The sequence below is a fragment of the Citrobacter sp. RHBSTW-00986 genome, from assembly GCF_013783065.1.
Taxonomy (GTDB): domain Bacteria; phylum Pseudomonadota; class Gammaproteobacteria; order Enterobacterales; family Enterobacteriaceae; genus Citrobacter; species Citrobacter braakii.
Genome location: NZ_CP056200.1, coordinates 1,092,146 through 1,115,074, shown reverse-complemented (window position 1 = coordinate 1,115,074; position 22,929 = coordinate 1,092,146). Strand labels below are relative to the sequence as shown.

Genomic DNA, 22,929 nt, shown 5'->3' with positions numbered 1-22,929 from the left:
TCATTTTGACTACCACCTTATAGGCATTAAAAAACAAACCCTTTAAAATCAACAAATAAAAAGTTGGCACGCAACCTGCAATAAGCAAAACATCTTTTTTAGAAAAACGCTGAATTAATTACTGAGGTTGCTATGTCTATTCTGGTTAAAAATAACATTCATTGGGTTGGCCAACGTGACTGGGAAGTTCGTGATTTCCACGGGACTGAATATAAAACGCTGCGCGGTAGCAGCTACAACAGCTATCTCATCCGTGAAGAAAAAAATGTCCTGATCGATACAGTAGACCACAAGTTTAGCCGTGAATTCGTGCAGAACCTGCGCAGTGAAATTGACCTGGCAGATATCGACTACATCATCATTAACCACGCGGAAGAGGACCATGCCGGTGCGCTGACTGAGCTGATGTCCTGCATCCCTGACACGCCAATTTACTGCACAGCCAACGCTATTGACTCTATCAACGGGCACCACCACCACCCGGAGTGGAACTTCAACGTGGTGAAAACCGGCGACTCGCTGGACATTGGCAACGGTAAGCAGCTGATCTTCGTTGAAACGCCGATGCTGCACTGGCCTGACAGCATGATGACCTACATGACCGGCGATGCGGTGCTGTTCAGTAACGACGCCTTCGGCCAGCACTACTGTGATGAACGTCTGTTTAACGACGAAGTTGACCAGACCGAACTGTTCGAACAGTGCCAGCGTTACTACGCCAACATCCTGACGCCGTTCAGCCGTCTGGTTACACCGAAAATCACTGAGATTCTCGGCTTCAACCTGCCGGTGGATATGATTGCCACTTCCCACGGCGTGGTATGGCGCGACAACCCGACACAAATCGTTGAAATGTATCTGAAATGGGCGGCTGACTATCAGGAAGACCGTATCACCATTTTCTACGACACCATGTCCAACAACACCCGCATGATGGCGGACGCCATTGCCCAGGGCATCAACGAAGTTGACCCGAACGTGGCGGTGAAAATCTTTAACGTCGCCCGTAGCGACAAAAACGAAGTCCTGACTAACGTCTTCCGCTCTAAAGGCGTGCTGGTTGGTACTTCAACGATGAATAACGTAATGATGCCAAAAATCGCCGGTTTGGTAGAAGAAATGACCGGCCTGCGTTTTCGTAACAAACGCGCCAGCGCCTTTGGTTCACACGGCTGGAGCGGCGGTGCGGTAGACCGTTTGTCCACACGCTTGCAGGATGCCGGTTTCGAGATGTCGCTGAGTTTGAAAGCGAAATGGCGTCCGGATCTGGACGCGCTGGAACTGTGTCGCCAGCATGGCCGTGAAATCGCACGTCAGTGGGCGCTTGCTCCGCTGCCGGAAACAATCGTCAAAACGGCAACCAAAGAGGAAGAGTGCGCCTGTGCCGCTGCGGCTGCCGCTGATCTTGGTCCAAGCATGCAGTGCAGCGTATGCCAGTGGATTTACGACCCGGCAAAAGGTGAACCGCTGCAGGATGTCGCGCCGGGAACACCGTGGAGCGACGTGCCGGATAACTTCCTGTGCCCGGAATGTTCATTAGGTAAAGACGTCTTTGACGTACTGGCAACGGAGGCAAAATGAGCCGCGGAATTGTCATTATTGGTTCAGGCTTCGCCGCCCGCCAGTTAGTCAAAAATATCCGTAAGCAGGATGCAAATGTCCCGCTGACCCTGATTGCTGCGGACAGTATGGATGAGTACAACAAGCCCGATCTCAGCCATGTTATCAGTCAGTCGCAACGTGCAGACGACCTCACCCGCCAGTCGGCGGGGGAGTTTGCCGAACAGTTTAATTTGCGCCTCTTCCCGCACACCTGGGTAACCGACATCGATGCCGATACTCACGTAGTGAAAAGCCAGGAGCAACAGTGGCCATACGACAAACTGGTGCTGGCGACGGGAGCGTCGGCCTTCGTACCGCCGATTACCGGACGTGAGTTAATGCTCACATTGAACAGCCAACAAGAGTATCGCGCCTGTGAAACACAACTGCGTGACGCCCAACGGGTGCTGATTGTCGGCGGCGGCTTGATTGGCAGCGAACTGGCGATGGATTTTTGTCGTGCTGGTAAAGCGGTGACGCTTATCGACAACGCCGCCAGCATTCTGGCTTCGCTGATGCCGCCAGAAGTAAGCAGTCGCTTACAGCATCGTCTGACCGATATGGGCGTACACCTGCTGCTGAAATCGCAGCTTCAGGGGCTGGAGAAAACGGAATCGGGGATTCGCGCCACGCTCGATCGTAGCCGCAGCGTAGAAGTCGATGCGGTGATCGCCGCAACGGGCCTGCGCCCTGAAACCGCGCTGGCGCGTCGCGCCGGATTGAACATCAATCGTGGCGTCTGCGTCGACAGCTACCTGCAAACCAGTCACCCGGACATTTATGCTCTCGGTGACTGTGCAGAAATTAACGGTCAGGTACTCCCGTTCCTGCAACCGATTCAGCTGAGCGCCATGTATCTGGCGAAAAACCTGCTCGGCGGCAATGCGCCATTGAAGTTGCCTGCCATGCTGGTAAAAGTCAAAACGCCGGAATTACCCTTGCATCTGGCTGGGGAAACCCAGCGCCGCGATCTGAACTGGCATATTGCCGCCGAAGCGCAAGGGATGGTGGCCAGAGGGATGAACGACGCAGGCCAGCTATGTGCCTTTGTCGTCAGCGAAGACCGCATGAAAGAGGCCTTTGCGCTGCTGAAAACGCTGCCCGTGTAAGTACAGGATACCGTTGCTTGATTTATTAACCTCACGCACATGGATGTGCGTTGCCACTTGTCGGTATGCCCCGACCTGTTGTTCTTGCCCCGCCAGTCCCGGGGCTTTTTTATTTTTGCGCCAACGCCCGCGCCGCGGCAATCACGCCCTGCCCCAACGACAACCCGCCGTCACCCGCCGGTAAACGCTGCGGGAACAGTAAGGTAAAATCATGCAGATAAAACGCCAGTCGGGCTGACAATAAGCGGTTATGCATCACACCTCCGCTGAATACCAGCGTCTTAATCCCCCGCTCTTCGGCCTGCAAACGCATCAGGGTAGCAAACCCACGCGCCAGCGCGTCGTGAAACGCCCACGCTCTTTCGGCAGGTTTGGCCTGCCAGGTCAGCCATTGCTGCCAAAAAACCGCTAAGTCCAGCTGATTGCCATCAAGCGGCACCGTGACAGGGTGCTCAACGCCAGCACAATGCGATGCCATCGCCTCCAGCGCGCAGGCCGCCTCACCTTCATAACTCAGCGATTCCGGCGCACATTGAAGCGCGGCGGCAACGGCATCAAACAGCCGTCCGCACGATGACGCCAGCGGTGTGTTAATCCCCCGGTCAATGGCGCGCGCCAGCACGTTCCAGTTTTGATGTTGCAGCACCGATGTTTCCGGGTAGCGCTGCCAGTCAGGAACAAAACGCAGGCACTGCGCGAGCAAATTGCGCCACGGCTGTTTTGCCGCCAGATCGCCCCCCGCCAGCGCTACCGCCGGTAAGCCGCCAAGGTGCTCGCATTCACGATAGTTGACCCGCAAACACTCTCCCCCCCACAGCGCGCCATTTTCCCCCATGCCGATACCGTCTAACGTCAGGGCAATCACGTCACCACCATCGAGCGACCAGCCGTGCTCGGCCAGACACGCAGCGGCATGCGCATGGTGATGCAGCACCGTTTCGGTTGGCAGATTCATTTCGCTGGCCCACTGGCTGGAAACATAACCAGGGTGTGCATCATGCACGATACGCTGCGGCGTAAAGTCATAAATGTTTTGGATCAGGCGCAGCGCATCACGCCACTGCTGCTGAATGCCGTCATCGCTGAGATCGCCCAAATGCTGGCTAATAACCGCCTGTTCACCACGCACCAGGCAGAAGGTATTTTTCAGATCTGCGCCCAGGCAAAGCATCGGCGGCACGTCGTGAAATCCTGGCGGCAGCGCCACCGCATCCGGCACGTAACCCCGTGAACGACGCAGCATCTCCCCACTGTCGCGTACCACAGAGTCATCCATCCGCTGCACAATTTCGCGGTTATGCAGCAGAAAACCATCGGCAATTTCGTGTAAATCTTCCAGCGCCTGCGCGTTGGTAATAGCGGGCGGTCTGCCGCTGAGATTGCCGGAGGTCATTACCAACGGACAATTCATCTCTTGTAAGAGCAAATGCTGCAACGGATTCGCTGGCAGCATGACGCCCACTTCCGTTAACCCTGGCGCAATGCCCTCGCTCAATGCTGCGACATAGCGTTTCTGCACCAACACGATCGGCGCGGCTGGGGTTGTCAGCAAACGACGAGCGGGTTCAGGCAGTCCGTCATCACCGGGCAGCATCACTGCCAGAGGTTTTGCCGGGCGGTGTTTGCGCAGCCTGAGCAGCGCTACGGCGTCATCATTTCGTGCATCGCACACCAGATGAAACCCACCAATCCCTTTAACGGCCACAATACCGCCCGCTTTCAGACGCGATACTGCCGCCTGCAACGCCTCTTCTTTCTCCGCCCGCTCACCCGCGCTAAACCATTCGAGGTGGGGACCGCATGCCGGACAGGCAACGGGCTGGGCATGGAAGCGACGGTCGTATGGATCACGATACTCATTATCGCATTGCGCACAGAGTGGGAATGACGCCATCACGGTAAACGGGCGATCGTAGGGCATGGCGCGGATGATCGTAAAGCGCGGGCCACAGTGGGTACAGTTGATAAAGGGATAACGATAGCGGCGTTCGCCGGGGGTGCTCATTTCAACCAGACATTCTGGACAGGTCGCGGCATCCGGAACGATTTGCGTATTCATCGTTCCGCCAGCACTTTGCCGAATCGAGAAATCGGCAGGCGGCAGCGTCCAGGCGAACGGTTCGCTCTCAACGCTGTCAATGCGCGCCAGCGGCGGGCAGTGTTGATGCAATTGCGCAATAAACTCTGCCGGCTCTTCCTGTATACGCACAACCACACCGTCACCGTCGTTACACACATCGCCATGTAACTGTAACCGCTGCGCCAGTTGCCAGACGTAGGGGCGAAATCCGACGCCCTGTACCTTACCGCGAATACGCAGCTGTACGCCGGAGTGGTTGTTTATTGTCATGATGAATTCCCGCGTTATTGTATCCCTGAAATGTCCGTTTGCCGGATGGCGACTTCGCCTTATCCGGCACGTATTTTACGCGGATTTTCAGATATCAGAACAGCAAAGATGCCGTGGAATCCAGCGCCGCGCGACGGCGTTTTTCAGCGCTCAGTTGCTCAAGCTTATTGCGATCCACATAAATCAGCGCGTGAGTCGGGCAGACTTCCATACAGGCAGGACCGGCCTCACGATGGTGGCACAGGTCGCACTTATTGGCTTCGGCTTTTTCTGCCCGGACGTTCAGACCTGCCCCGCTGTTACGAACAACCGGACGCACGACCACTTCCATTGCGCCATAAGGGCAAGCCACAACGCAGGTTTTACACCCAATGCAGCGCTCCTGCATCACGTGAACAAAGCCTTTATCACGGCTGATTGCACCGTTCGGACAGACGTTAGCGCACGGCGCGTCTTCACACTGGCGGCACAGCGTCGCCGTGGAGACATTAACGCCTTTGATGACGTGAATGCGGGGTAAAAAGGTTTCAGGGGTCAGCGATGCGCAGTCCTGGTTATCCTGATGGGATACCACGCAGGCCACTTCACAGGTACGGCAACCAATGCATTTATTGGCGTCTGCAATGATGAAACGGTTCATCAATTTCTCCAGCAATGACAGATTATCTGCCGAAGCATTCATAAATCGTGCCAGAATTTAATTGACTGTTATTAAAGGTTTTTTATTTTTCTGAATGCAGAGAAACCGTGTCATCGTCACTAGTGACGATGACAAATGACAGCCGTCAGCGCAAAACGAGCGGCGCAACAGAGTCGCGTTGAATGAGTTCACCGGTGAAGGTTTTTGGCGGCGTAAACGCCCCGTCATCCAGCATAAAGATCAGGCGGCCTATCGTTTCCTGGATCATTTCCGTTACCGGGATTTTGACGCTGGAAAGCGCCGGAATAGTGTATGGCGCGATAGCGATATCATCGAAGCCAATCACCGACACCTGAGCAGGGACGCGCACGCCATGCGCGTGCAACTGCTTTATCGCACCGATCGCCATATCATCATTGCTGGCCACCAGCGCGGTAAAATTGACCTTATGCGAAAGCAAAGTATCGACTCCCGCTGCGCCGCAGGCTGGCGTCCATTTCCCTTTAACAATCAAATCATTATTAAGCGGAATGCCATGATGTGCCAGCGCGTCTTTATAGCCTGAAAGTCGCTCCACCCCGGTAGGCGAATCCATCGAGCCAGTAATAAAACCAATCTCTTTGTGCCCGGCGGCAATGAGCTGAGTAACGGCGTTAAAACTGGTTTGCTTTTGATCGCACCACACGCAGTGGCTGGTATTTTTCCGCAGCCGCCGATTAAGCACCATAATCGGCTGGGCGTGGGCGTCGATGATATCGTCTATCTCATCCACGCTAAGAAAACGCGGATAGATCATAATCGCGTCACAGCGCAGGTCGAGCAGGTACTGGATCGCCTGACGCTCTTCCTCTGCGCTGTGCTTACCGTCAGCCAGCAACAACTGGCGTCCCTTATCTTCCGCCATCCGCGCGGTATGAAACAGCAGTTCGCTGAAATAGACGCCGTGATAAAGGGTGTTAGTTACCACCAGACCCAGCGTCTGCGTGGTTTTCGCTGCCAGACTGCGTGCCAGCAAGTTAGGGCGGTAACCACTCTCTTCAATGGCCTGAAACACGCGATCTTTGGTTTCCTGACTGACATAGCCATTCCCGGAAAGCACCCGGGAAACCGTCGCTTTTGACACCCCGGCACGCTTCGCCACCTCCAGCATCGTGGTCATATTACTCATCCCTTTTCTCTCAATGTGACGCAGTGTACTGCACCGTTTCGCCGCTGTCCTTGCTGCTAAATTGCAAACGCTGACATCTGGTGATCGGAGTCACAATTATAAAAAATGATCAAAATTAAAACTTGCCCATTACGTGTAATTTAAACATGATTTTGTGGAACCGGTTTCCTATCTGCGTTTCATCAACCCAGAAAAGCGACCAACGTGAACGGATAAAACATAACGTACTCTACTGATAAAACAGGATTAAATCCGATGTCCAAAAATTATGCAGCGCTGGCGCGCTCGGTTGTGACGGCTCTGGGAGGCGTGGACAACATCACAGCAGTGACCCACTGTATGACCCGTTTGCGTTTCGTTATCAAAGATGACTCGCAGGTCGACAGCACGACGCTGAAGACGCTCCCTGGCGTGCTCGGCGTGGTGCGCAGCGATAACCAGTGCCAGGTGATCATCGGCAACACCGTTTCGCAGGCGTATCGCGAGGTAGTCAACCTGTTACCTGCCAATATGCAACCTGCAGAGCCGCAAACCAAACCTCGGCTGACGCTGAAGCGGATTGGTGCGGGGATCCTCGACGCGCTGATCGGCACAATGTCCCCGTTGATCCCGGCTATTATCGGCGGATCAATGCTCAAGCTGCTGGCAATGATCCTCGAAATGACCGGTGTGCTGGTGAAAGGATCGTCCACGCTCACTATTCTGACCGTTATCGGCGACGGCGCCTTCTTCTTCCTGCCACTGATGGTTGCTGCCTCAGCAGCCATAAAATTCAAAACCAACATGTCGCTGGCAATCGCCATCGCAGGCGTACTGGTGCATCCCAGCTTCATCGAACTGATGGCGAAGGCCGCGCAGGGTGAGCACGTTGAGTTTGCCCTGATCCCGGTGACGGCGGTGAAATACACCTACACGGTGATCCCGGCGCTGGTCATGACCTGGTGTCTGTCCTACATCGAACGCTGGGTCGATCGCATCACTCCGGCGGTAACCAAAAACTTCCTTAAACCGATGCTAATCGTGCTGATCGCCGCCCCACTCGCCATCGTCATCATTGGCCCGATCGGTATCTGGATCGGTAGTGCAATTTCAGCACTGGTTTATACCATTCACGGCTATCTCGGCTGGCTGTCGGTGGCCATTATGGGCGCATTGTGGCCGCTGCTGGTGATGACCGGTATGCACCGCGTCTTCACGCCAACCATTATTCAGACCATTGCCGAAACCGGAAAAGAAGGCATGGTGATGCCGTCAGAAATTGGCGCCAATTTGTCGCTGGGCGGTTCATCGCTGGCAGTGGCATGGAAAACCAAAAACCCGGAACTGCGTCAGACGGCGTTAGCGGCAGCCGCCTCGGCCATCATGGCAGGCATTTCCGAACCCGCGCTGTATGGCGTGGCGATCCGCCTGAAACGCCCACTGATTGCGAGTCTTATCAGCGGCTTTATCTGCGGTGCCGTTGCCGGAATGGCCGGACTGGCGAGCCACTCCATGGCGGCTCCAGGCTTGTTCACCAGCGTACAGTTTTTCGATCCAGCCAATCCGATGACCATCGTTTGGGTGTTTGGCGTGATGGCGCTGGCGGTCGTGCTTTCCTTTGTATTAACACTGCTCCTCGGCTTTGAAGATATTCCTGTCGAAGATGCAGCCGCGCAGGCCAGAAAAAACCAGGCCGCGCAACCAGGCAATATCAATAGAGCCAGCATTTGACTGGTATGAACTGAGGTTAACTATGTCTGTTTTTCCGCAAGGATTTTTATGGGGCGGCGCACTGGCCGCCAACCAGTCTGAAGGGGCATACCGGGAAGGCGGCAAAGGGCTGACCACCGTCGATATGATCCCCCACGGCACAAACCGCATGGCCGTCAAACTGGGTCAGGAAAAACGCTTTACGCTGCGGGATGACGAATTTTATCCCAGCCATCAGGCAATCGACTTTTATCATCGCTATAAAGAAGATATCGCGCTGATGGCGGAAATGGGGTTTACGGTTTTTCGTACTTCCATTGCCTGGAGCCGTCTCTACCCCAACGGCGACGAGCTGACGCCTAATGAAGAGGGTATCGCGTTTTACCGGGCCGTGTTTGCCGAGTGTAAAAAATACGGTATTGAGCCGTTAGTTACGCTGTGTCACTTCGATGTGCCGATGCATCTGGTCAGCGAGTATGGCTCCTGGCGTAACCGCAAAATGGTGGAGTTCTTTACCCGCTACGCCCGTACCTGCTTCGAGGCCTTTGACGGTCTGGTGAAGTACTGGCTAACGTTCAACGAAATCAACATTATGCTGCACAGCCCTTTTTCTGGCGCCGGACTGGTGTTTGAAGAAGGTGAAAATCAGGATCAGGTGAAATATCAGTCCGCCCACCACGAACTGATTGCCAGCGCCCTGGCAACTAAAATTGCCCATGAAATTAATCCGCAAAACCAGGTCGGCTGTATGCTGGCGGGCGGTAATTTTTATCCTTATTCCTGTAAACCGGAAGATGTGTGGACCGCGCTGGAAAAAGACCGCGAAAACCTGTTCTTTATTGATGTGCAGGCGCGCGGGGCTTACCCCGCTTACTCTGCCCGTGTGTTTCGCGAAAAAGGCGTGGTGATAGAAAAAGCGGCAGGAGATGACGATATCCTGAAAAACACCGTCGATTTCGTCTCGTTTAGCTATTACGCATCGCGCTGCGCCTCCGCTGAAATGAATACTGGCAATACCAGCGCCGCTAACGTGGTGAAGTCGCTGCGTAATCCGTACATTGCCGCCAGCGAATGGGGCTGGGGCATCGACCCACTCGGCCTGCGCATCACCATGAATATGATGTATGACCGCTACCAGAAGCCGTTGTTTCTGGTGGAAAACGGGCTGGGGGCGAAAGATGAAATCGATGCTAACGGCGAAATCAATGACGACTATCGCATTAGCTATTTACGCGAGCACATTCGCACTATGGCAGATGCTATTGAGGATGGCGTGCCGCTGCTGGGCTACACCACCTGGGGCTGTATCGATCTGGTTTCAGCCTCAACCGGTGAGATGAGCAAACGCTACGGTTTTGTGTATGTGGACCGCGATGACGCGGGCAACGGCACGTTAGCGCGTAAACGCAAAAAATCGTTCTGGTGGTATAAGAAAGTGATTGCGAGCAACGGGACCGATCTGGAATAACAATGTTGCCGGATGACGGATGACGCCGCCATCCGGCAACACGTATTATTCAGAATATATATACCCGCTGTCTGTTATCATTTTTATTGCACAACTTTAGGATTTTGCAGCAGCGGCAAAGGCGCTTCGCCCAACGCGTGGACCTGACCAATAATTGTCGCGCTCCGGCCAATCTGTAATGACTCAACATTCGTACTATTATGGGAGCCAAACTGGAACTGAATTACGTTGTTCGTTTTATTATTTTCGTCTTTCAGGCTGACAAGATAAGAATAAGCATTGGAAATACCATTAACCTTACGAATATCAATGACCACGCCCCGCAGCTTCACCCATTCACCAAGATAGTCCTTATTGGCTTTAACAGGATTTAAGGTATAGGGCGCGACAAAATCAGCGACGGACAAGGTTGGCATTGACGCAGCGGATGACTCCCCCGGTTGAAATAATCGGTCTCCCGCAGAGAAGAACGCGTCAGCCGCCGTCTCACACCCGCTAAGAAGAGAGGAAATAATAATTAAATTTACCAAACGAATACCTGAACGCATAAATAACTCCTGTATATTAATTTCCCATATATTCAAATTCTAAATAATTCGAGTATATAACCTCCCTGAACAACGCCGAAATATAATATAACTCCCGTATTAGTAAAAGAAGAGAATATTCCCCCCCAGCTATTATCAACTTCTCATCCTTTCATTATTTGCATTCTATTTTCTGGATCTGCCTTCCAGTTTCGGGTTTGCCCTCCCGCCATTTTACTGGCATTTTATTCAGTAGTTTTCCATCGTTTTATTCGTAACAAGGGAGTGTTTATGTCTGGTAAAAATGGTAATGCCGAAGCGGTTATCAACAAGCCATTACGTCATTTTAAAGTCAGCTATGTCAGAGTACGGCATGAAGATCGCAAAACCGGTTTTACACGACGTATAAGCCGCCATGCTTCACTCACGATGAACGGAGACTGGCTGGAACAGGCGGGGTTCCCAACGGGCACGTCGGTAAAAGTATCGGTTACGCAGGGGAAATTAATTATTGAACAAGCGGGTGAATAGCCTGTTTCGAGGGTGTCGACGTTATCCGGATGGTGGTAATGCGACACACCATCCGGTATTCAGTGCCCTCAGGCTTCCGGTGCCTCTAATTCAGCAAATCCACCGTGTCCTTCCCACCCGGCTAATCGCTGATAGACGGTATCTACCGCATCTTTGATCGGCTGTGTCATCGGGTAGTAAAAACCGACAATATCCGGCTGAATGCCAAGGAAAATCACCTCGCCAACGTCGTCTTTCAGCTGATCGACCAGGTAGTTCAGCGGCATGTTGTGGGTGGTCATCATGAACATCTCGGCAATATCATCAGGATCGATAATGCGGATTTCACCAGGATTTAGCCCCATATCGGTGGCATCCACAATCAACAGACGCTGCGGGCGCAACTCGCGGATGGCGACGATGTCGTTTTCCGGCGCGCTTCCGCCGTCGATGACAACCCATTGACCTTGAGGATTTGCAGCACACATTTCGGCCAACAGCGGCCCCGCGCCGTCATCGCCCATCATGCTGTTACCCACACATAATAAAACGTCAGTCACGATGTCTCCTCACCATCAGATAGATGGCGCTTTCCTGGTGGATATCGTGAAGCATGCTAAGCATCAGCTTGCTCCACTCCTGCTGCTGCGGGGTTTGCACGGCACGCGCATCATCGAACGCGCGCGCCAGCATCTGCACATGGTTGAAATCGATGACGATCTCGCCGTACTTCGGCACGCCTTCCATTTTCCGGCGGGCTTCACTGCCTTCGGCAAGCGTGGCAATCCACGCCAGATATTCATCCCACGGACAGGTTAACGCCGCTTCCAGGCAATCGATGATCCCAAGGTGGTGACCAATCGCCAGGCTGTAATAGACAACCTGCTGCGCCTCAGCGGGCGTTGCATCGTTCTCATCAATAAACTTACGGCTCAGTTGACTGAACACCACCGTTTCACTCATCGGATACGCGCCTCTTCGACAACATGATTAAGATGCGTGACGATCTCGGTCAGACGCGGATCGTTTTCCGCTTCCAGCCAGCGCGCCACCTGATGCTCGCCCTGCCCTAACTGTGTCATATAGTCATCAGCAATCTGGCGACCATAGCGGTAACCCGCCAGACGGCGTGCTTCACGATCCACCTTCACGCGCAGCGGCTGAACCATGTCCGGATGCAGAATTTCAGCCGGCTGTGCGTCCAGTTCACCTGGCGCACGCGCGTGAATTTTTTGTTCCAGCAGACCCAGCGCCATTGCAAAACCGTACAGCGTAGCCGCAGGCGTTGGCGGACAGCCAGGAATATACACATCCACCGGTACGATTTTATCCGTGCCGCCCCATACGCAGTATAAGTCGTGGAAGATACCGCCGCTGTTACCGCAGGCACCGTAAGAGATACAAATTTTCGGATCTGGCGCAGACTGCCAGGCGCGCAGCGCCGGAGAGCGCATGGCACGCGTTACCGCGCCGGTAAACAGCAGGATATCCGCATGGCGCGGTGATGGTACAACTTTAATACCAAAACGTTCGGCATCAAACAGCGGAGAAAGCGTAGCGAAGATTTCGATTTCACAGCCGTTGCAGCCGCCGCAGTCCACACGGTAAACGTACGCTGAACGCTTGATGCTTTTAAGCAGCGATGCTTTCATGCTGGCAATGGATTCATCCACCGTCATCGGTACCGGAATACCGTTGGCGTCACGTGGGCCTAATAAATTGCTCATCAGCTGGCCTCTTTCATATGGCGAGTCAGTTCAATACGGTCAGACGGCACCAGGCATTTCTGGCGCTTACAATCCGGGCAGGTCTCAAAGCTTTCACGGTGGTTTTCCGCACGGCTGTCACCGTTGTGCTTAAGCAGCGCAATGGCGTAATCAATCTCTTTTTGTACCGCAAACAGGCGGTTACATACGCGACAATTACACAGCGCAAAGCGGGACTGCTGCAGGAAATCCTCTTTCTTCCACACCGCCAGTTCATACTCCTGCGACAGCTTGATTGCCGCCGTCGGGCAGACTTCTTCGCAGCGGGCGCAGAAGATGCAACGGCCGAGGTTGAACTGCCACGCCAGCTCATGGGTGACCAGATCGGTTTCTACCGTCAGTGCATTCGACGGGCACGCATTCACACAGGCCGCACAGCCAATGCACTGCTGCGGATTGTGTTCCGGTTTGCCACGGAAGTTTTTATCGACCGCAATCGGCTCCAGCGGATACGACGATGTCGGCGCCCCGGTTTTGATGACTTTTTTGATAAAGGTAAACATGGCGATTCCTTATTTCAGCGGCGAGTTTTTACGCTCGATGCTGTAGCGCTCAAGTTCTTTGTACGGCACGACTTTGCTCTTCTTCTTACGCACATCGACCACAGTCATACGGTCGGTACAGGAGTAGCAAGGATCGAGGCTACCGATAATCAGCGGGGCATCGGAAACGGTGTTGCCACGCAGCATGTAGCGCAGCGTCGGCCAGTTGGCGTAAGTCGCCGCGCGACAGCGCCAGCGATACAGTTTCTGGTTGTCGCCAGTCATACTCCAGTGGATGTCATCCCCGCGCGGCGCTTCAGCAAAGCCCAACGCAAAGCGGTGTGGAATGTAGGTGAAACCTTCCACAGCCAGCGGGCCGCCTGGCAGGTTGTCCAGACCAAAGTCGATCATATTCAGTGCGGTGTAGACTTCATTGATACGGACTTTCAGACGAGAAATAACGTCGCAACCCTGCTCACTGTGAACTTCCATCGGCAGCAGGCCATAGCCCACAAACGGGTGATCGGCGCGGGTGTCACGCGCATGGCCGCTGGCGCGTACCATCGGGCCGACGTTACTGAAGTCACGGGCAATCTCCGGATCCAGACGGCCAATACCTACGGTACGCTGTTCCATGTTCGGCGTGCTGAGCAGCATATCGACCAGTTCCTGCACGTCACGACGCATCTGCTGCGCCAGTTGACGGGTCTGGATCATATCCTCTTTCAGCAGATCACGACGAATACCGCCGATCAGGTTCAGACCGTAAGTTTTACGTGCCCCGGTGAGGATCTCCGCCATCTTCATGGAGGTTTCACGCACGCGGAAGAACTGCATAAAGCCGGAGTCAAAACCGGTAAAGTGACAGGCCAGGCCGAGGTTCAGCAGGTGCGAGTGCAGGCGTTCAACTTCCAGCAGAATGGCGCGGATCATCTGCGCACGTTCCGGCACGACGATGCCCATCGCGTTCTCGACGGAGGTGGTATAGGCGGTGCTGTGCGCAAAGCCGCAAATGCCGCACACGCGGTCGGACAAGAAGGTCACTTCGTTGTAACCCATGCGGGTTTCCGCCAGCTTCTCCATGCCGCGGTGGACATAGAACAGACGGTAGTCGGCGTCGATGATGTTCTCGCCGTCAACAAACAGACGGAAGTGACCGGGTTCATCAGAGGTGACGTGCAATGGGCCAATCGGCACCACGTTGTTTTTCTTGTCGCCCAGTTCGTTGATGAACTCGTAGGTTTCAGCATCGGTAGTCGGCGCGGGGCGCTGGCGATAATCCATGCTGTCTTTACGCAGCGGGTAGAGTTCGTCCGGCCAGTCATCCGGCAGTACCAGACGACGCTCATCGGGCAAACCAACCGGGATCAAACCGTACATATCGCGCACTTCGCGCTCGCCCCAGACCGCAGCAGGCACGCGCGGCGTGACGGACGGGAACTCCAGCTTATTAGCATCGACTTCAACGCGCACGGTAATCCAGCACTTGGTACCCTGCTCCATCGACAGCACGTAGTACACAGCATAATGACCGCACAGCTGACGTTCGTCGTTACCAAACAGCACGGACAACCAGCCCCCCTGTTTGTAGTACAGGAACTCCACCACTTCCGGCAGGTAGTTCACCTTGACGGTGATCGTCAGCTGATCTTTGGTCTGCCAGGCTTCATCCAGCACGACGCCCGGGAAGGCCTGGTGCAGCGCCGCGAGATATTGTTGACCTAATTTTTCTTCAGACATGCTCAAACTCTCTTAAATCACGCCACCAGCAAGGAGACGAACGCTAAAAACGCAAACCCAAAACCGGCCCAGGTCACGCGTGAAGTGGCGCAAAAACGCAGACGCGCCATGCTGTTTTCGAACAGGGCGATGACCAGCACGCCGAGAACCAGTTTGACGACGGCAATCACCAGCGCCAGCAGCAGCCCACCCGAGGTGAAGGTTTCCATCTGTCCCCACGGCAGGAACACGCCAACGAACATTTGCAGAACGACCAGTTGCTTAAGGCTAATGCCCCATTTCAGCACCGCAAAACCGCTGCCGCTGTATTCGGTCAATGGACCTTCCTGCAGCTCCTGCTCTGCCTCTGCCAGATCGAACGGCAGTTTGCCCATTTCGATAAAGGTGGCGAAAGCACAGGCGCACAGCGCCAGAATCAACGGAATGCTGCGTGCAGCAGGCCAGTGATAAATGGTATCGGCGATATTGCTGATATGCGTTGAGCCAGCAACCTGCGCCGCTACCCACAGACCCAGCAGCAGGATAGGTTCAACCAGCACGCCGAGCATCGCTTCGCGGCTGGCGCCAATAGCGGTAAACGGGCTACCGGTATCCAGGCCCGCGATAGAGAAGAAGAAGCGAGCGATGGCGAACAGGTAAATTAAGGTGATCAGATCGCCCAGTTGCGGCAGTGGTGAGCCAACTGTCACTACCGGCAACGCGGTGGCGATAGTCAGCATCACACCCACCATCACAAACGGCGTCAGGCGGAAAACCCAACTGGAATCCGCAGGCGCAATGCTCTGACGGCCCAGCAGTTTGATAATGTCGCGGTATTCCTGCAAAACGCCCGGACCGCGGCGATTGTGCAAACGCGCACGTGCCACGCGGGTAATACCGGACAGCAGCGGCGCAACGGCAAACAGCACCAGCGCCTGAATTAACGGATATAAAACACTCATTCTCAGGCTCCTCGTGAAACCACAATCACCACCAGTACCGCCAGCTCAATCAGCGCCAGGCGACGGAACAGCACCGGTGCAGCCGCATTCTGCCAGCCCGGAACCAGTGATACCGGATTCAGCCATTTGCGCAGTTTGAGTACCGGCGCAAAGGCTTCTTTCACCGGCATGGCAAAACCGTGTGCGGTAATGACCATTGACTGCTCGTGATCGTAACCACACACCCATGCCGCACCGCGTGAACGCGATGGCAGACGGTTGCCTTTGAAAATCGCCATGATGATGAACGGCAGCAGCGGACATGCGATCAGCAGCAGCGTGATCATTGGCTGAGAAACGGTGGTGTTCGCGGTTTCCAGCGGCAGCGGAACGGCAGCGGAGATCATCGGCAGCAGCCACGGCGCAGCAACGCCCCCAATCACGCAGCATATAGCCAACGCGACCACGCTAACGCCCATCAGGATTGGCGCGCAGCAGGCATTTTCAGCTTCCTTCGTGCGCGGTGCACCAAGGAACGTAACCCCATAGACTTTCGCCATACACATCACCGCCAGCGCGCCGGTAATCGCCAGTCCTACCGCCAGCAACGGTCCTAACAGACGACCGACAAACGCGCCGCTGTTGCCAAGCTTAAAGAAGGACTGGTAGATAACCCACTCACCGGCAAAACCGTTCAGCGGCGGCAGTGCGGCCATCGCCATCAGGCCAACCAGCATCGCCAGAGAGATAACCGGCATACGTTTACCGATACCGCCCAGTTTTTCGATATCACGATGACCGGTACGGAACCAGATGCTGCCTGCGCCCAGGAACAGAACGCTTTTGAACAGGCTGTGGTTTACCAGGTGGTACAGACCGCCGGTCAAACCCAGCGCAATCAGTGCAGGTTGATTCAGGGAAATTCCGGTTACGCCTGCGCCCAGACCCAGCAGAATAATGCCGATGTTTTCCAGCGTGTGGTATGCCAGCAGACGCTGAATGTTGTGTTCCATCAGTGCATACAGACCGCCGACAAACGCGGTGATCATTCCCAGCACCAGCAGCGTAATGCCCCACCACAGCGGCGCGTTACCGCCCAGCAGCGACAGGGAGAGAATACCCAGCAGACCCACCTTCATGACAACGGTAGAGAACAGCGCCGCAGCCGGTGCGCTGGCGTTGGCGTGTGCCTGTGGCACCCATCCGTGCAGCGGAATAATCCCGGCCAGCAGGCCAAAACCCGCCACGCCCAGCAGCCAGATATCAGACCCGAGCGGCAGCTCCTGAGTGCGCAGGTCAAGCAGGCGCAGCTCCAGGGTGCCGTAGCGTTGCCACACCAGGTAGCAGGCAATAGCCAGCAGTAGCGTGCCGACGCGGCCCAGCGCAAACCACAGTTTGCCCTCTTTGCTGCAGCCGGTGAGGAACACGGCACACAGCGCCATGATTTCCGCCATCACCACCAGCGTTCCGAGATTGCTGGCAACCACCGCACATACCGCCGCGGCCATCAGCAGATTCACCAGCAGCCCGTTGGCTTTTACCTGCGGATGACGATGCCAGTCAATGTTGTACAGGCTGACAAACAGGCCGCACAGGCCCAGCGTAATCAGCCAGATAGCGTTCAACGGGGTAATTTGCACACTGTGACCAATAAACGGCATCACACCGCTTAAAGCCAGGGCATTAGTCAGTACGGTGAAACCCGCAGCCGCTGTACACAGGCTGCCAACCGCACCGCCAACCCCGGCAATCCAGCCGCTCAGCGGTTTGTGAAATGAAAACAGAAATGCCAGAACCGCAGCCGCCGTAAACCAGGCTACGCCGCTGTTAATCAGTGAAATTGCGCTCATTTTGCATCCCCACTCTGAGCCTGCTGAAACAAGGTGAGATCGCCGAAATCGGTATTGAAAGTCAGCTCACGCTTACGTTTGCTGGCGCGGGCAATATCCACGTTACTCACCAGGTGCAGGGCTTTGGTCGGGCACATGCGTATGCAGGCCGGACCAAGCTCGTCAAAACTGCACAGATCGCATTTCACCGCGATGGCACGAATACCCGGAACCCAGTCCAGCAACGTGCTCACGCGGGCAGGCGCTGGCGGAGCCGGAGGCGCTTTTGGTGTATTGGCGTTTGCCGGGATATGCAGCGGACGGCTACCGGAAAACTCAATCGCGCCAAACGGACAGGCGATCCCGCACAGTTTGCAGCTTACACACAGGCTTTCATTCAGCTGCACGGCACCATCAACGCGATTAATCGCATTAACCGGACAAACGGTGGCGCAAGGCGCATCTTCGCAATGGTGGCAAAGCTGCGGGGCGGATTCTTTTTCATTTAACATCACTTTCAGGCGCGGCATTGACTGCAGGCCATGCTGGCGATGTGTCTCTGAGCAGGCGGCTTCACAGGTGTGGCAGCCGATGCAAAGAGTGGAGTCAGCAATTACAAAACGATTCACCAGGCATTCCTCAGGTGATAGTCATTTTTGACGAAAACATGTCTGGAAAATGTCATTTCGACATTTTTCGACATGCCCATTCCCTAAACGTCGTGACGCAGTATGAAAGCGCATCATGACAAAAGTGGGCAGCACCCAAGGCTTAAGCCGGGCTATGTCCCTCAATCAGCTGGCTTAAATTCACCGGCATATTGTTTTCAACCGCGGTATAGAGGCTGTCGTAGACGGTGGCGATTTTTTCGAGATAGTGCTCCAGCACCTGCTCGCGATCGCGGTTGCTGATACGCTCATCAACCTTACCGTCGATGGTCAACTCAGCCTGTGCAATCAGTTGCTTATCATCACCGTCTTTCGTTTCAACGTAGTACTCGATGGTGTGGCTGTTAAAGCCGTCCGCCAGCGTGACGTAGATAGTGAAGTGTTCAAAAAGGACGAAGCAGAGATCCTTGTCCGGTGCGCAGCTCATTGCATGGTGCAAACGCGCTTTTGACAGGGTGATCCCCTGAACCAGCGAGTTGCAGTAAATACGCCACTGGTCCTGTAGGCGACGATGCCGTTCAGCGATGTAATCGGCTTTTTCGCTTATTTCCCAAATAGTCATGTCAGGTTACCCGTTTAGCAGAGATGAACAGCTTTAAGCACATTTCATGCCAAAATTAAAAACCTTTATTTTCATATAGATAAAAAATCAAAGAGCGGTGACGACATGTCATTTCGTCATCGTCGTCATTGTCACGATAGAAAAAATTCAAGCTGGCATGTTTATTGCTTTTAATACGGCAACTTCATAGGAGGCGGTATGCACGAAATAACCCTCTGCCAACGGGCACTGGAATTGATTGAACAACAGGCCACGCAATACGGTGCTCAACGAGTAACTGGGGTCTGGCTCAAAATTGGCGCATTTTCTTGCGTAGAAACCAGCGCTCTCGCCTTTTGTTTTGATCTGGTATGCCGCGGGACCCTTGCAGAAGGTTGTAAACTCCACCTCGAAGAACAAGAAGCCGAATGTTGGTGCGAATCTTGTCAGCAATACGTCACCTTACTGACGCAACGCGTGCGCAGATGTCCGCAATGCAACAGCGATATGCTGAGAATTGTGGCCGATGACGGCTTACAGATTCGACGTATTGAAATAGATGAAACTCCAGCGCCGGATGCCGACGCCTAAGCGTCATCATCCGGCAACTGAAGTATCGCAAGTAATAAGATCAGGAGTGAGCGATGTGTACGACATGTGGTTGCGCTGAAGGCAACCTTTATATAGAGGGTGATGAGCATAATCCCCACTCGGCGTTTCGCAGCGCGCCATTTGCCCCGGCAGCTCGTCCGGCGCTGAATATTACCGGGGTGAAGACCTCCAGTTTCACACCGAGCCAGACCGAAGAAGGCGATTTGCATTACGGTCACGGTGAAGCAGGCACCCACGCGCCAGGCATGAGTCAGCGCCGAATGCTGGAAGTGGAAATTGACGTGCTGGATAAAAACAACCGTCTGGCCGAGCGCAACCGCGCACGCTTTGCTGCCCGTCAACATCTGGTATTAAACCTTGTCTCAAGCCCAGGCTCCGGTAAAACCACGCTGCTGACCGAAACGCTGATGAAGCTCAAAGACAGCGTGCCTTGCGCCGTCATTGAAGGCGACCAGCAGACGGTTAACGATGCCGCCCGTATTCGCGCCACAGGTACGCCCGCCATCCAGGTCAACACCGGTAAAGGTTGCCACCTTGACGCACAAATGATTGCTGACGCCGCGCCACGTTTGCCGCTTGAAGACAACGGCATCCTGTTCATTGAAAACGTCGGGAACCTGGTTTGCCCGGCCAGCTTCGACCTCGGCGAACGCCATAAAGTGGCGGTGCTTTCCGTCACCGAAGGCGAAGACAAGCCGCTGAAATACCCGCATATGTTTGCCGCCGCGTCGCTGATGCTGCTCAACAAAGTAGACCTACTGCCGTACCTCAATTTTGACGTAGAAAAGTGCATCGCCAGCGCCCGGGAAGTGAACCCGGAAATTGAGATTATCCTGATTTCCGCCACCAGTGGCGAAGGCATGGACCAATGGCTCTCCTGGCTGGAGACGCAGCGATGTGCATAGGTGTTCCGGGTCAAATCCGCACCATTGATGGCAACCAGGCCAAAGTCGACGTTTGCGGTATTCAGCGCGACGTCGACCTGACGCTGGTCGGAAGCTGCGATGAACACGGTCAACCCCGTCTGGGCCAGTGGGTACTGGTCCACGTCGGCTTTGCCATGAGCATCATTAATGAAGCTGAAGCGCGCGACACGCTCGATGCGCTACAAAACATGTTTGACGTTGAGCCGGATGTCGGCGCGTTGTTGTATGGCGAGGAAAAATAATGCGTTTTGTTGACGAATACCGCGCACCAGAACAGGTGATGCAGTTGATAGAGCACCTGTGTGAACGTGCCGCACACCTCCCCTACACTGCTGAACGTCCGCTGCGCATCATGGAAGTGTGTGGTGGTCATACCCACGCTATCTTCAAGTTCGGTCTCGACCAATTGCTGCCTGACAACGTCGAGTTTATTCATGGCCCGGGCTGCCCGGTTTGCGTTCTGCCGATGGGCAGAATCGACAGCTGTGTGGAAATCGCGAGCCATCCGGAAGTGATTTTTTGCACCTTTGGCGATGCGATGCGTGTTCCGGGTAAACAAGGTTCTTTGCTACAAGCCAAAGCGCGCGGCGCGGATATCCGCATCGTCTATTCACCGATGGATGCGCTGAAGCTGGCGCAGGAAAACCCAACGCGTAAGGTTGTGTTCTTTGGCCTGGGTTTTGAAACCACAATGCCAACCACCGCCATCACCCTTCAGCAGGCAAAACAGCGTGACGTGCAGAACTTTTACTTTTTCTGCCAGCACATCACACTTATCCCTACGCTGCGCAGCCTGCTGGAACAGCCGGACAACGGCATCGACGCCTTCTTAGCGCCGGGCCATGTCAGCATGGTGATTGGCACTGATGCCTATAATTTCATTGCTGCAGATTTCCATCGTCCGTTGGTGGTCGCCGGTTTTGAACCGCTCGATCTGCTGCAGGGCGTGGTGATGTTGATTGAACAGAAGATTGCCGCACATAGCCAGGTCGAAAACCAGTATCGCCGCGTGGTGCCGGACGCCGGTAACCTGTTAGCTCAACAGGCCATCGCCGAAGTGTTCTGCGTCAATGGCGATAGCGAATGGCGCGGTCTGGGCGTCATTGAGTCCTCTGGCGTTCACCTGACGCCAGACTATCAGCGCTTTGATGCCGAAGCGCATTTCCAGCCAGCGCCGCAGCAGGTGTATGACGATCCGCGCGCGCGTTGCGGCGAGGTATTGACCGGCAGATGCAAACCGCATCAGTGCCCGCTATTTGGCAAAACCTGTAACCCGGAGACCGCGTTTGGCGCCCTGATGGTCTCCTCAGAAGGCGCATGTGCCGCCTGGTATCAGTATCGTCAGCAGGAGTGTGAAGCATGAACAGCGTACAACTCGCCCACGGTAGCGGCGGTCAGGCTATGCAGCAGTTGATCAACAGTCTGTTTATGGAGGCTTTTGCTAATCCGTGGCTGGCGGAACAAGAGGATCAGGCCCGTCTGGACCTGGCGCAACTGGTTGCAGAAGGCGATCGTCTGGCGTTTTCAACCGACAGCTATGTTATCGATCCGTTGTTCTTCCCGGGTGGCAATATCGGCAAGCTGGCCATCTGCGGTACGGCTAACGACGTGGCGGTCAGCGGCGCGATCCCTCGCTACCTCTCCTGCGGTTTTATCCTCGAAGAGGGTTTGCCGATGGAGACGTTGAAAACCGTCGTCAACAGTATGGCGGCGACCGCGCGTGAAGCAGGCATCGCCATCGTGACCGGCGATACCAAAGTCGTGCAGCGCGGCGCTGCAGACAAGCTGTTCATCAACACGGCCGGAATGGGGGCGATCCCCGCCAACATTCACTGGGGCGCACAGACGCTCGGCCCTGGCGATGTGCTGCTGGTCAGCGGTACGCTTGGCGATCACGGCGCAACTATCCTTAACCTGCGCGAACAGCTGGGTCTTGATGGCGAACTGGTCAGCGACTGCGCGGTATTGACACCGCTTATCCAGACGCTGCGTGATATTCCCGGCGTGAAGGCGCTGCGTGACGCGACCCGTGGCGGCGTAAATGCGGTAACGCATGAATTTGCCGCCTCATGCGGGTTTGGTATTGAGCTGTCTGAAGCGGCCCTGCCCGTGAAGCCCGCGGTGCGTGGCGTTTGCGAACTGCTGGGTCTGGATGCGCTTAACTTTGCTAACGAAGGCAAGCTGGTGATTGCCGTTGAGCGTCAGGCTGCTGAAACGGTGCTTGCCGCGCTGCGCGCACATCCGTTAGGACGCGATGCCGCAATGATTGGTGAAGTGGTAGAACGCAAAGGTGTGCGTCTTGCCGGACTCTACGGCGTGAAACGCACTCTCGATTTACCACACGCCGAACCATTACCTCGTATATGCTAACAGCCGGTTGGC

23 protein-coding genes are annotated in these 22,929 nt (G+C 54.9%); 10 read left to right on the top strand and 13 right to left on the bottom strand.

Features of this window, described 5'->3' with window-relative positions; translation table 11 throughout:
- Positions 1–132 precede the first annotated feature (132 nt).
- Positions 133–1,581: an anaerobic nitric oxide reductase flavorubredoxin gene (norV, locus tag HV345_RS05440; protein WP_016154175.1), complete on the top strand. Its 1,449-nt coding sequence runs from the start codon at positions 133–135 to the stop codon at positions 1,579–1,581.
- Positions 1,578–2,711, top strand: a complete 1,134-nt coding sequence (gene norW, locus HV345_RS05435; protein ID WP_181636357.1) for an NADH:flavorubredoxin reductase NorW — start codon at positions 1,578–1,580, stop codon at positions 2,709–2,711. The genes norV and norW overlap by 4 nt, the downstream gene beginning before the upstream one ends.
- Positions 2,712–2,820: 109 nt before the next feature.
- On the opposite strand, the gene hypF is transcribed toward norW, so the two are convergent.
- From hypF to HV345_RS05420, 3 genes are all read right to left on the bottom strand, one after another.
- A complete protein-coding gene (hypF, locus tag HV345_RS05430; protein ID WP_181636356.1) occupies positions 2,821–5,061 on the bottom strand; it encodes a carbamoyltransferase HypF in 2,241 nt (746 codons plus the stop codon).
- 94 nt (positions 5,062–5,155) lie between these two features.
- Positions 5,156–5,701: an electron transport protein HydN gene (hydN, locus tag HV345_RS05425; protein WP_003037366.1), complete on the bottom strand. Its 546-nt coding sequence runs from the start codon at positions 5,699–5,701 to the stop codon at positions 5,156–5,158.
- Positions 5,702–5,846: 145 nt separating this feature from the next.
- Complete coding sequence (locus HV345_RS05420) at positions 5,847–6,860, bottom strand: LacI family DNA-binding transcriptional regulator (protein WP_016157316.1); 1,014 nt, start codon at positions 6,858–6,860, stop codon at positions 5,847–5,849.
- A gap of 264 nt (positions 6,861–7,124) precedes the next feature.
- On the opposite strand from HV345_RS05420, the gene ascF reads away from it, so the two are divergent.
- Both ascF and HV345_RS05410 read left to right on the top strand, forming a co-directional pair.
- A complete protein-coding gene (gene ascF / locus HV345_RS05415; RefSeq protein WP_181636355.1) occupies positions 7,125–8,579 on the top strand; it encodes a PTS cellobiose/arbutin/salicin transporter subunit IIBC in 1,455 nt (484 codons plus the stop codon).
- A 22-nt stretch (positions 8,580–8,601) separates the two neighbouring features.
- Entirely contained in the window at positions 8,602–10,026 is a 1,425-nt protein-coding gene (locus tag HV345_RS05410) for a 6-phospho-beta-glucosidase (protein WP_181636354.1), read from the top strand.
- An 83-nt stretch (positions 10,027–10,109) separates the two neighbouring features.
- On the opposite strand, the gene HV345_RS05405 is transcribed toward HV345_RS05410, so the two are convergent.
- Positions 10,110–10,574, bottom strand: a complete 465-nt coding sequence (locus HV345_RS05405) for an OB-fold putative lipoprotein (protein WP_016157319.1) — start codon at positions 10,572–10,574, stop codon at positions 10,110–10,112.
- Positions 10,575–10,844: 270 nt separating this feature from the next.
- On the opposite strand from HV345_RS05405, the gene HV345_RS05400 reads away from it, so the two are divergent.
- Positions 10,845–11,084, top strand: a complete 240-nt coding sequence (locus tag HV345_RS05400) for a SymE family type I addiction module toxin (RefSeq protein WP_016154182.1) — start codon at positions 10,845–10,847, stop codon at positions 11,082–11,084.
- A gap of 68 nt (positions 11,085–11,152) precedes the next feature.
- Here HV345_RS05400 and hycI read toward each other — a convergent pair whose 3' ends face one another.
- The 9 genes from hycI to hycA all read right to left on the bottom strand — a co-directional run bounded on the left by hycI (position 11,153) and on the right by hycA (position 19,030).
- Positions 11,153–11,623, bottom strand: coding sequence for a hydrogenase maturation peptidase HycI (gene hycI, locus HV345_RS05395; RefSeq protein ID WP_016154183.1), 471 nt, complete (start codon positions 11,621–11,623; stop codon positions 11,153–11,155).
- A complete protein-coding gene (locus HV345_RS05390) occupies positions 11,616–12,026 on the bottom strand; it encodes a formate hydrogenlyase maturation HycH family protein (RefSeq protein ID WP_003037385.1) in 411 nt (136 codons plus the stop codon). Before HV345_RS05390 ends, hycI begins: the two co-directional genes overlap by 8 nt.
- Positions 12,023–12,790, bottom strand: coding sequence for a formate hydrogenlyase subunit HycG (gene hycG / locus HV345_RS05385; RefSeq protein ID WP_016154184.1), 768 nt, complete (start codon positions 12,788–12,790; stop codon positions 12,023–12,025). The genes HV345_RS05390 and hycG overlap by 4 nt, the downstream gene beginning before the upstream one ends.
- Positions 12,790–13,332, bottom strand: coding sequence for a formate hydrogenlyase subunit HycF (gene hycF, locus HV345_RS05380; RefSeq protein ID WP_181636353.1), 543 nt, complete (start codon positions 13,330–13,332; stop codon positions 12,790–12,792). The genes hycG and hycF overlap by 1 nt, the downstream gene beginning before the upstream one ends.
- A 9-nt stretch (positions 13,333–13,341) precedes the next feature.
- Positions 13,342–15,051, bottom strand: a complete 1,710-nt coding sequence (gene hycE / locus HV345_RS05375; RefSeq protein WP_016154186.1) for a formate hydrogenlyase subunit HycE — start codon at positions 15,049–15,051, stop codon at positions 13,342–13,344.
- 17 nt (positions 15,052–15,068) lie between these two features.
- Positions 15,069–15,992, bottom strand: coding sequence for a respiratory chain complex I subunit 1 family protein (locus HV345_RS05370; RefSeq protein WP_046274832.1), 924 nt, complete (start codon positions 15,990–15,992; stop codon positions 15,069–15,071).
- A 2-nt stretch (positions 15,993–15,994) separates the two neighbouring features.
- Complete coding sequence (hycC, locus tag HV345_RS05365) at positions 15,995–17,821, bottom strand: formate hydrogenlyase subunit 3 (RefSeq protein WP_103284148.1); 1,827 nt, start codon at positions 17,819–17,821, stop codon at positions 15,995–15,997.
- On the bottom strand, positions 17,818–18,429 hold the full coding sequence (gene hycB / locus HV345_RS05360; protein WP_181636352.1) for a formate hydrogenlyase subunit HycB: 612 nt from the start codon (positions 18,427–18,429) through the stop codon (positions 17,818–17,820). Before hycB ends, hycC begins: the two co-directional genes overlap by 4 nt.
- 142 nt (positions 18,430–18,571) lie before the next feature.
- Positions 18,572–19,030 carry a formate hydrogenlyase regulator HycA gene (gene hycA / locus HV345_RS05355; protein WP_016154190.1) on the bottom strand — a complete coding sequence of 153 codons (459 nt, stop codon included), beginning with the start codon at positions 19,028–19,030 and terminating at the stop codon, positions 18,572–18,574.
- Between the two features lie 198 nt (positions 19,031–19,228).
- Here hycA and hypA point away from each other — a divergent pair, with 198 nt between their 5' ends.
- Genes hypA through hypE form a run of 5 tightly spaced genes read left to right on the top strand, consistent with a single transcriptional unit; the run spans position 19,229 to position 22,917 of the window.
- Entirely contained in the window at positions 19,229–19,600 is a 372-nt protein-coding gene (hypA, locus tag HV345_RS05350; RefSeq protein WP_016154191.1) for a hydrogenase maturation nickel metallochaperone HypA, read from the top strand.
- 53 nt (positions 19,601–19,653) lie between these two features.
- A complete protein-coding gene (hypB, locus tag HV345_RS05345; protein ID WP_016154192.1) occupies positions 19,654–20,526 on the top strand; it encodes a hydrogenase nickel incorporation protein HypB in 873 nt (290 codons plus the stop codon).
- Positions 20,517–20,789, top strand: coding sequence for a hydrogenase 3 maturation protein HypC (gene hypC, locus HV345_RS05340; RefSeq protein WP_003037411.1), 273 nt, complete (start codon positions 20,517–20,519; stop codon positions 20,787–20,789). The genes hypB and hypC overlap by 10 nt, the downstream gene beginning before the upstream one ends.
- Entirely contained in the window at positions 20,789–21,910 is a 1,122-nt protein-coding gene (hypD, locus tag HV345_RS05335; RefSeq protein ID WP_016154193.1) for a hydrogenase formation protein HypD, read from the top strand. Before hypC ends, hypD begins: the two co-directional genes overlap by 1 nt.
- Positions 21,907–22,917: a hydrogenase maturation carbamoyl dehydratase HypE gene (gene hypE / locus HV345_RS05330; RefSeq protein WP_016157324.1), complete on the top strand. Its 1,011-nt coding sequence runs from the start codon at positions 21,907–21,909 to the stop codon at positions 22,915–22,917. Before hypD ends, hypE begins: the two co-directional genes overlap by 4 nt.
- Positions 22,918–22,929 lie beyond the last annotated feature (12 nt).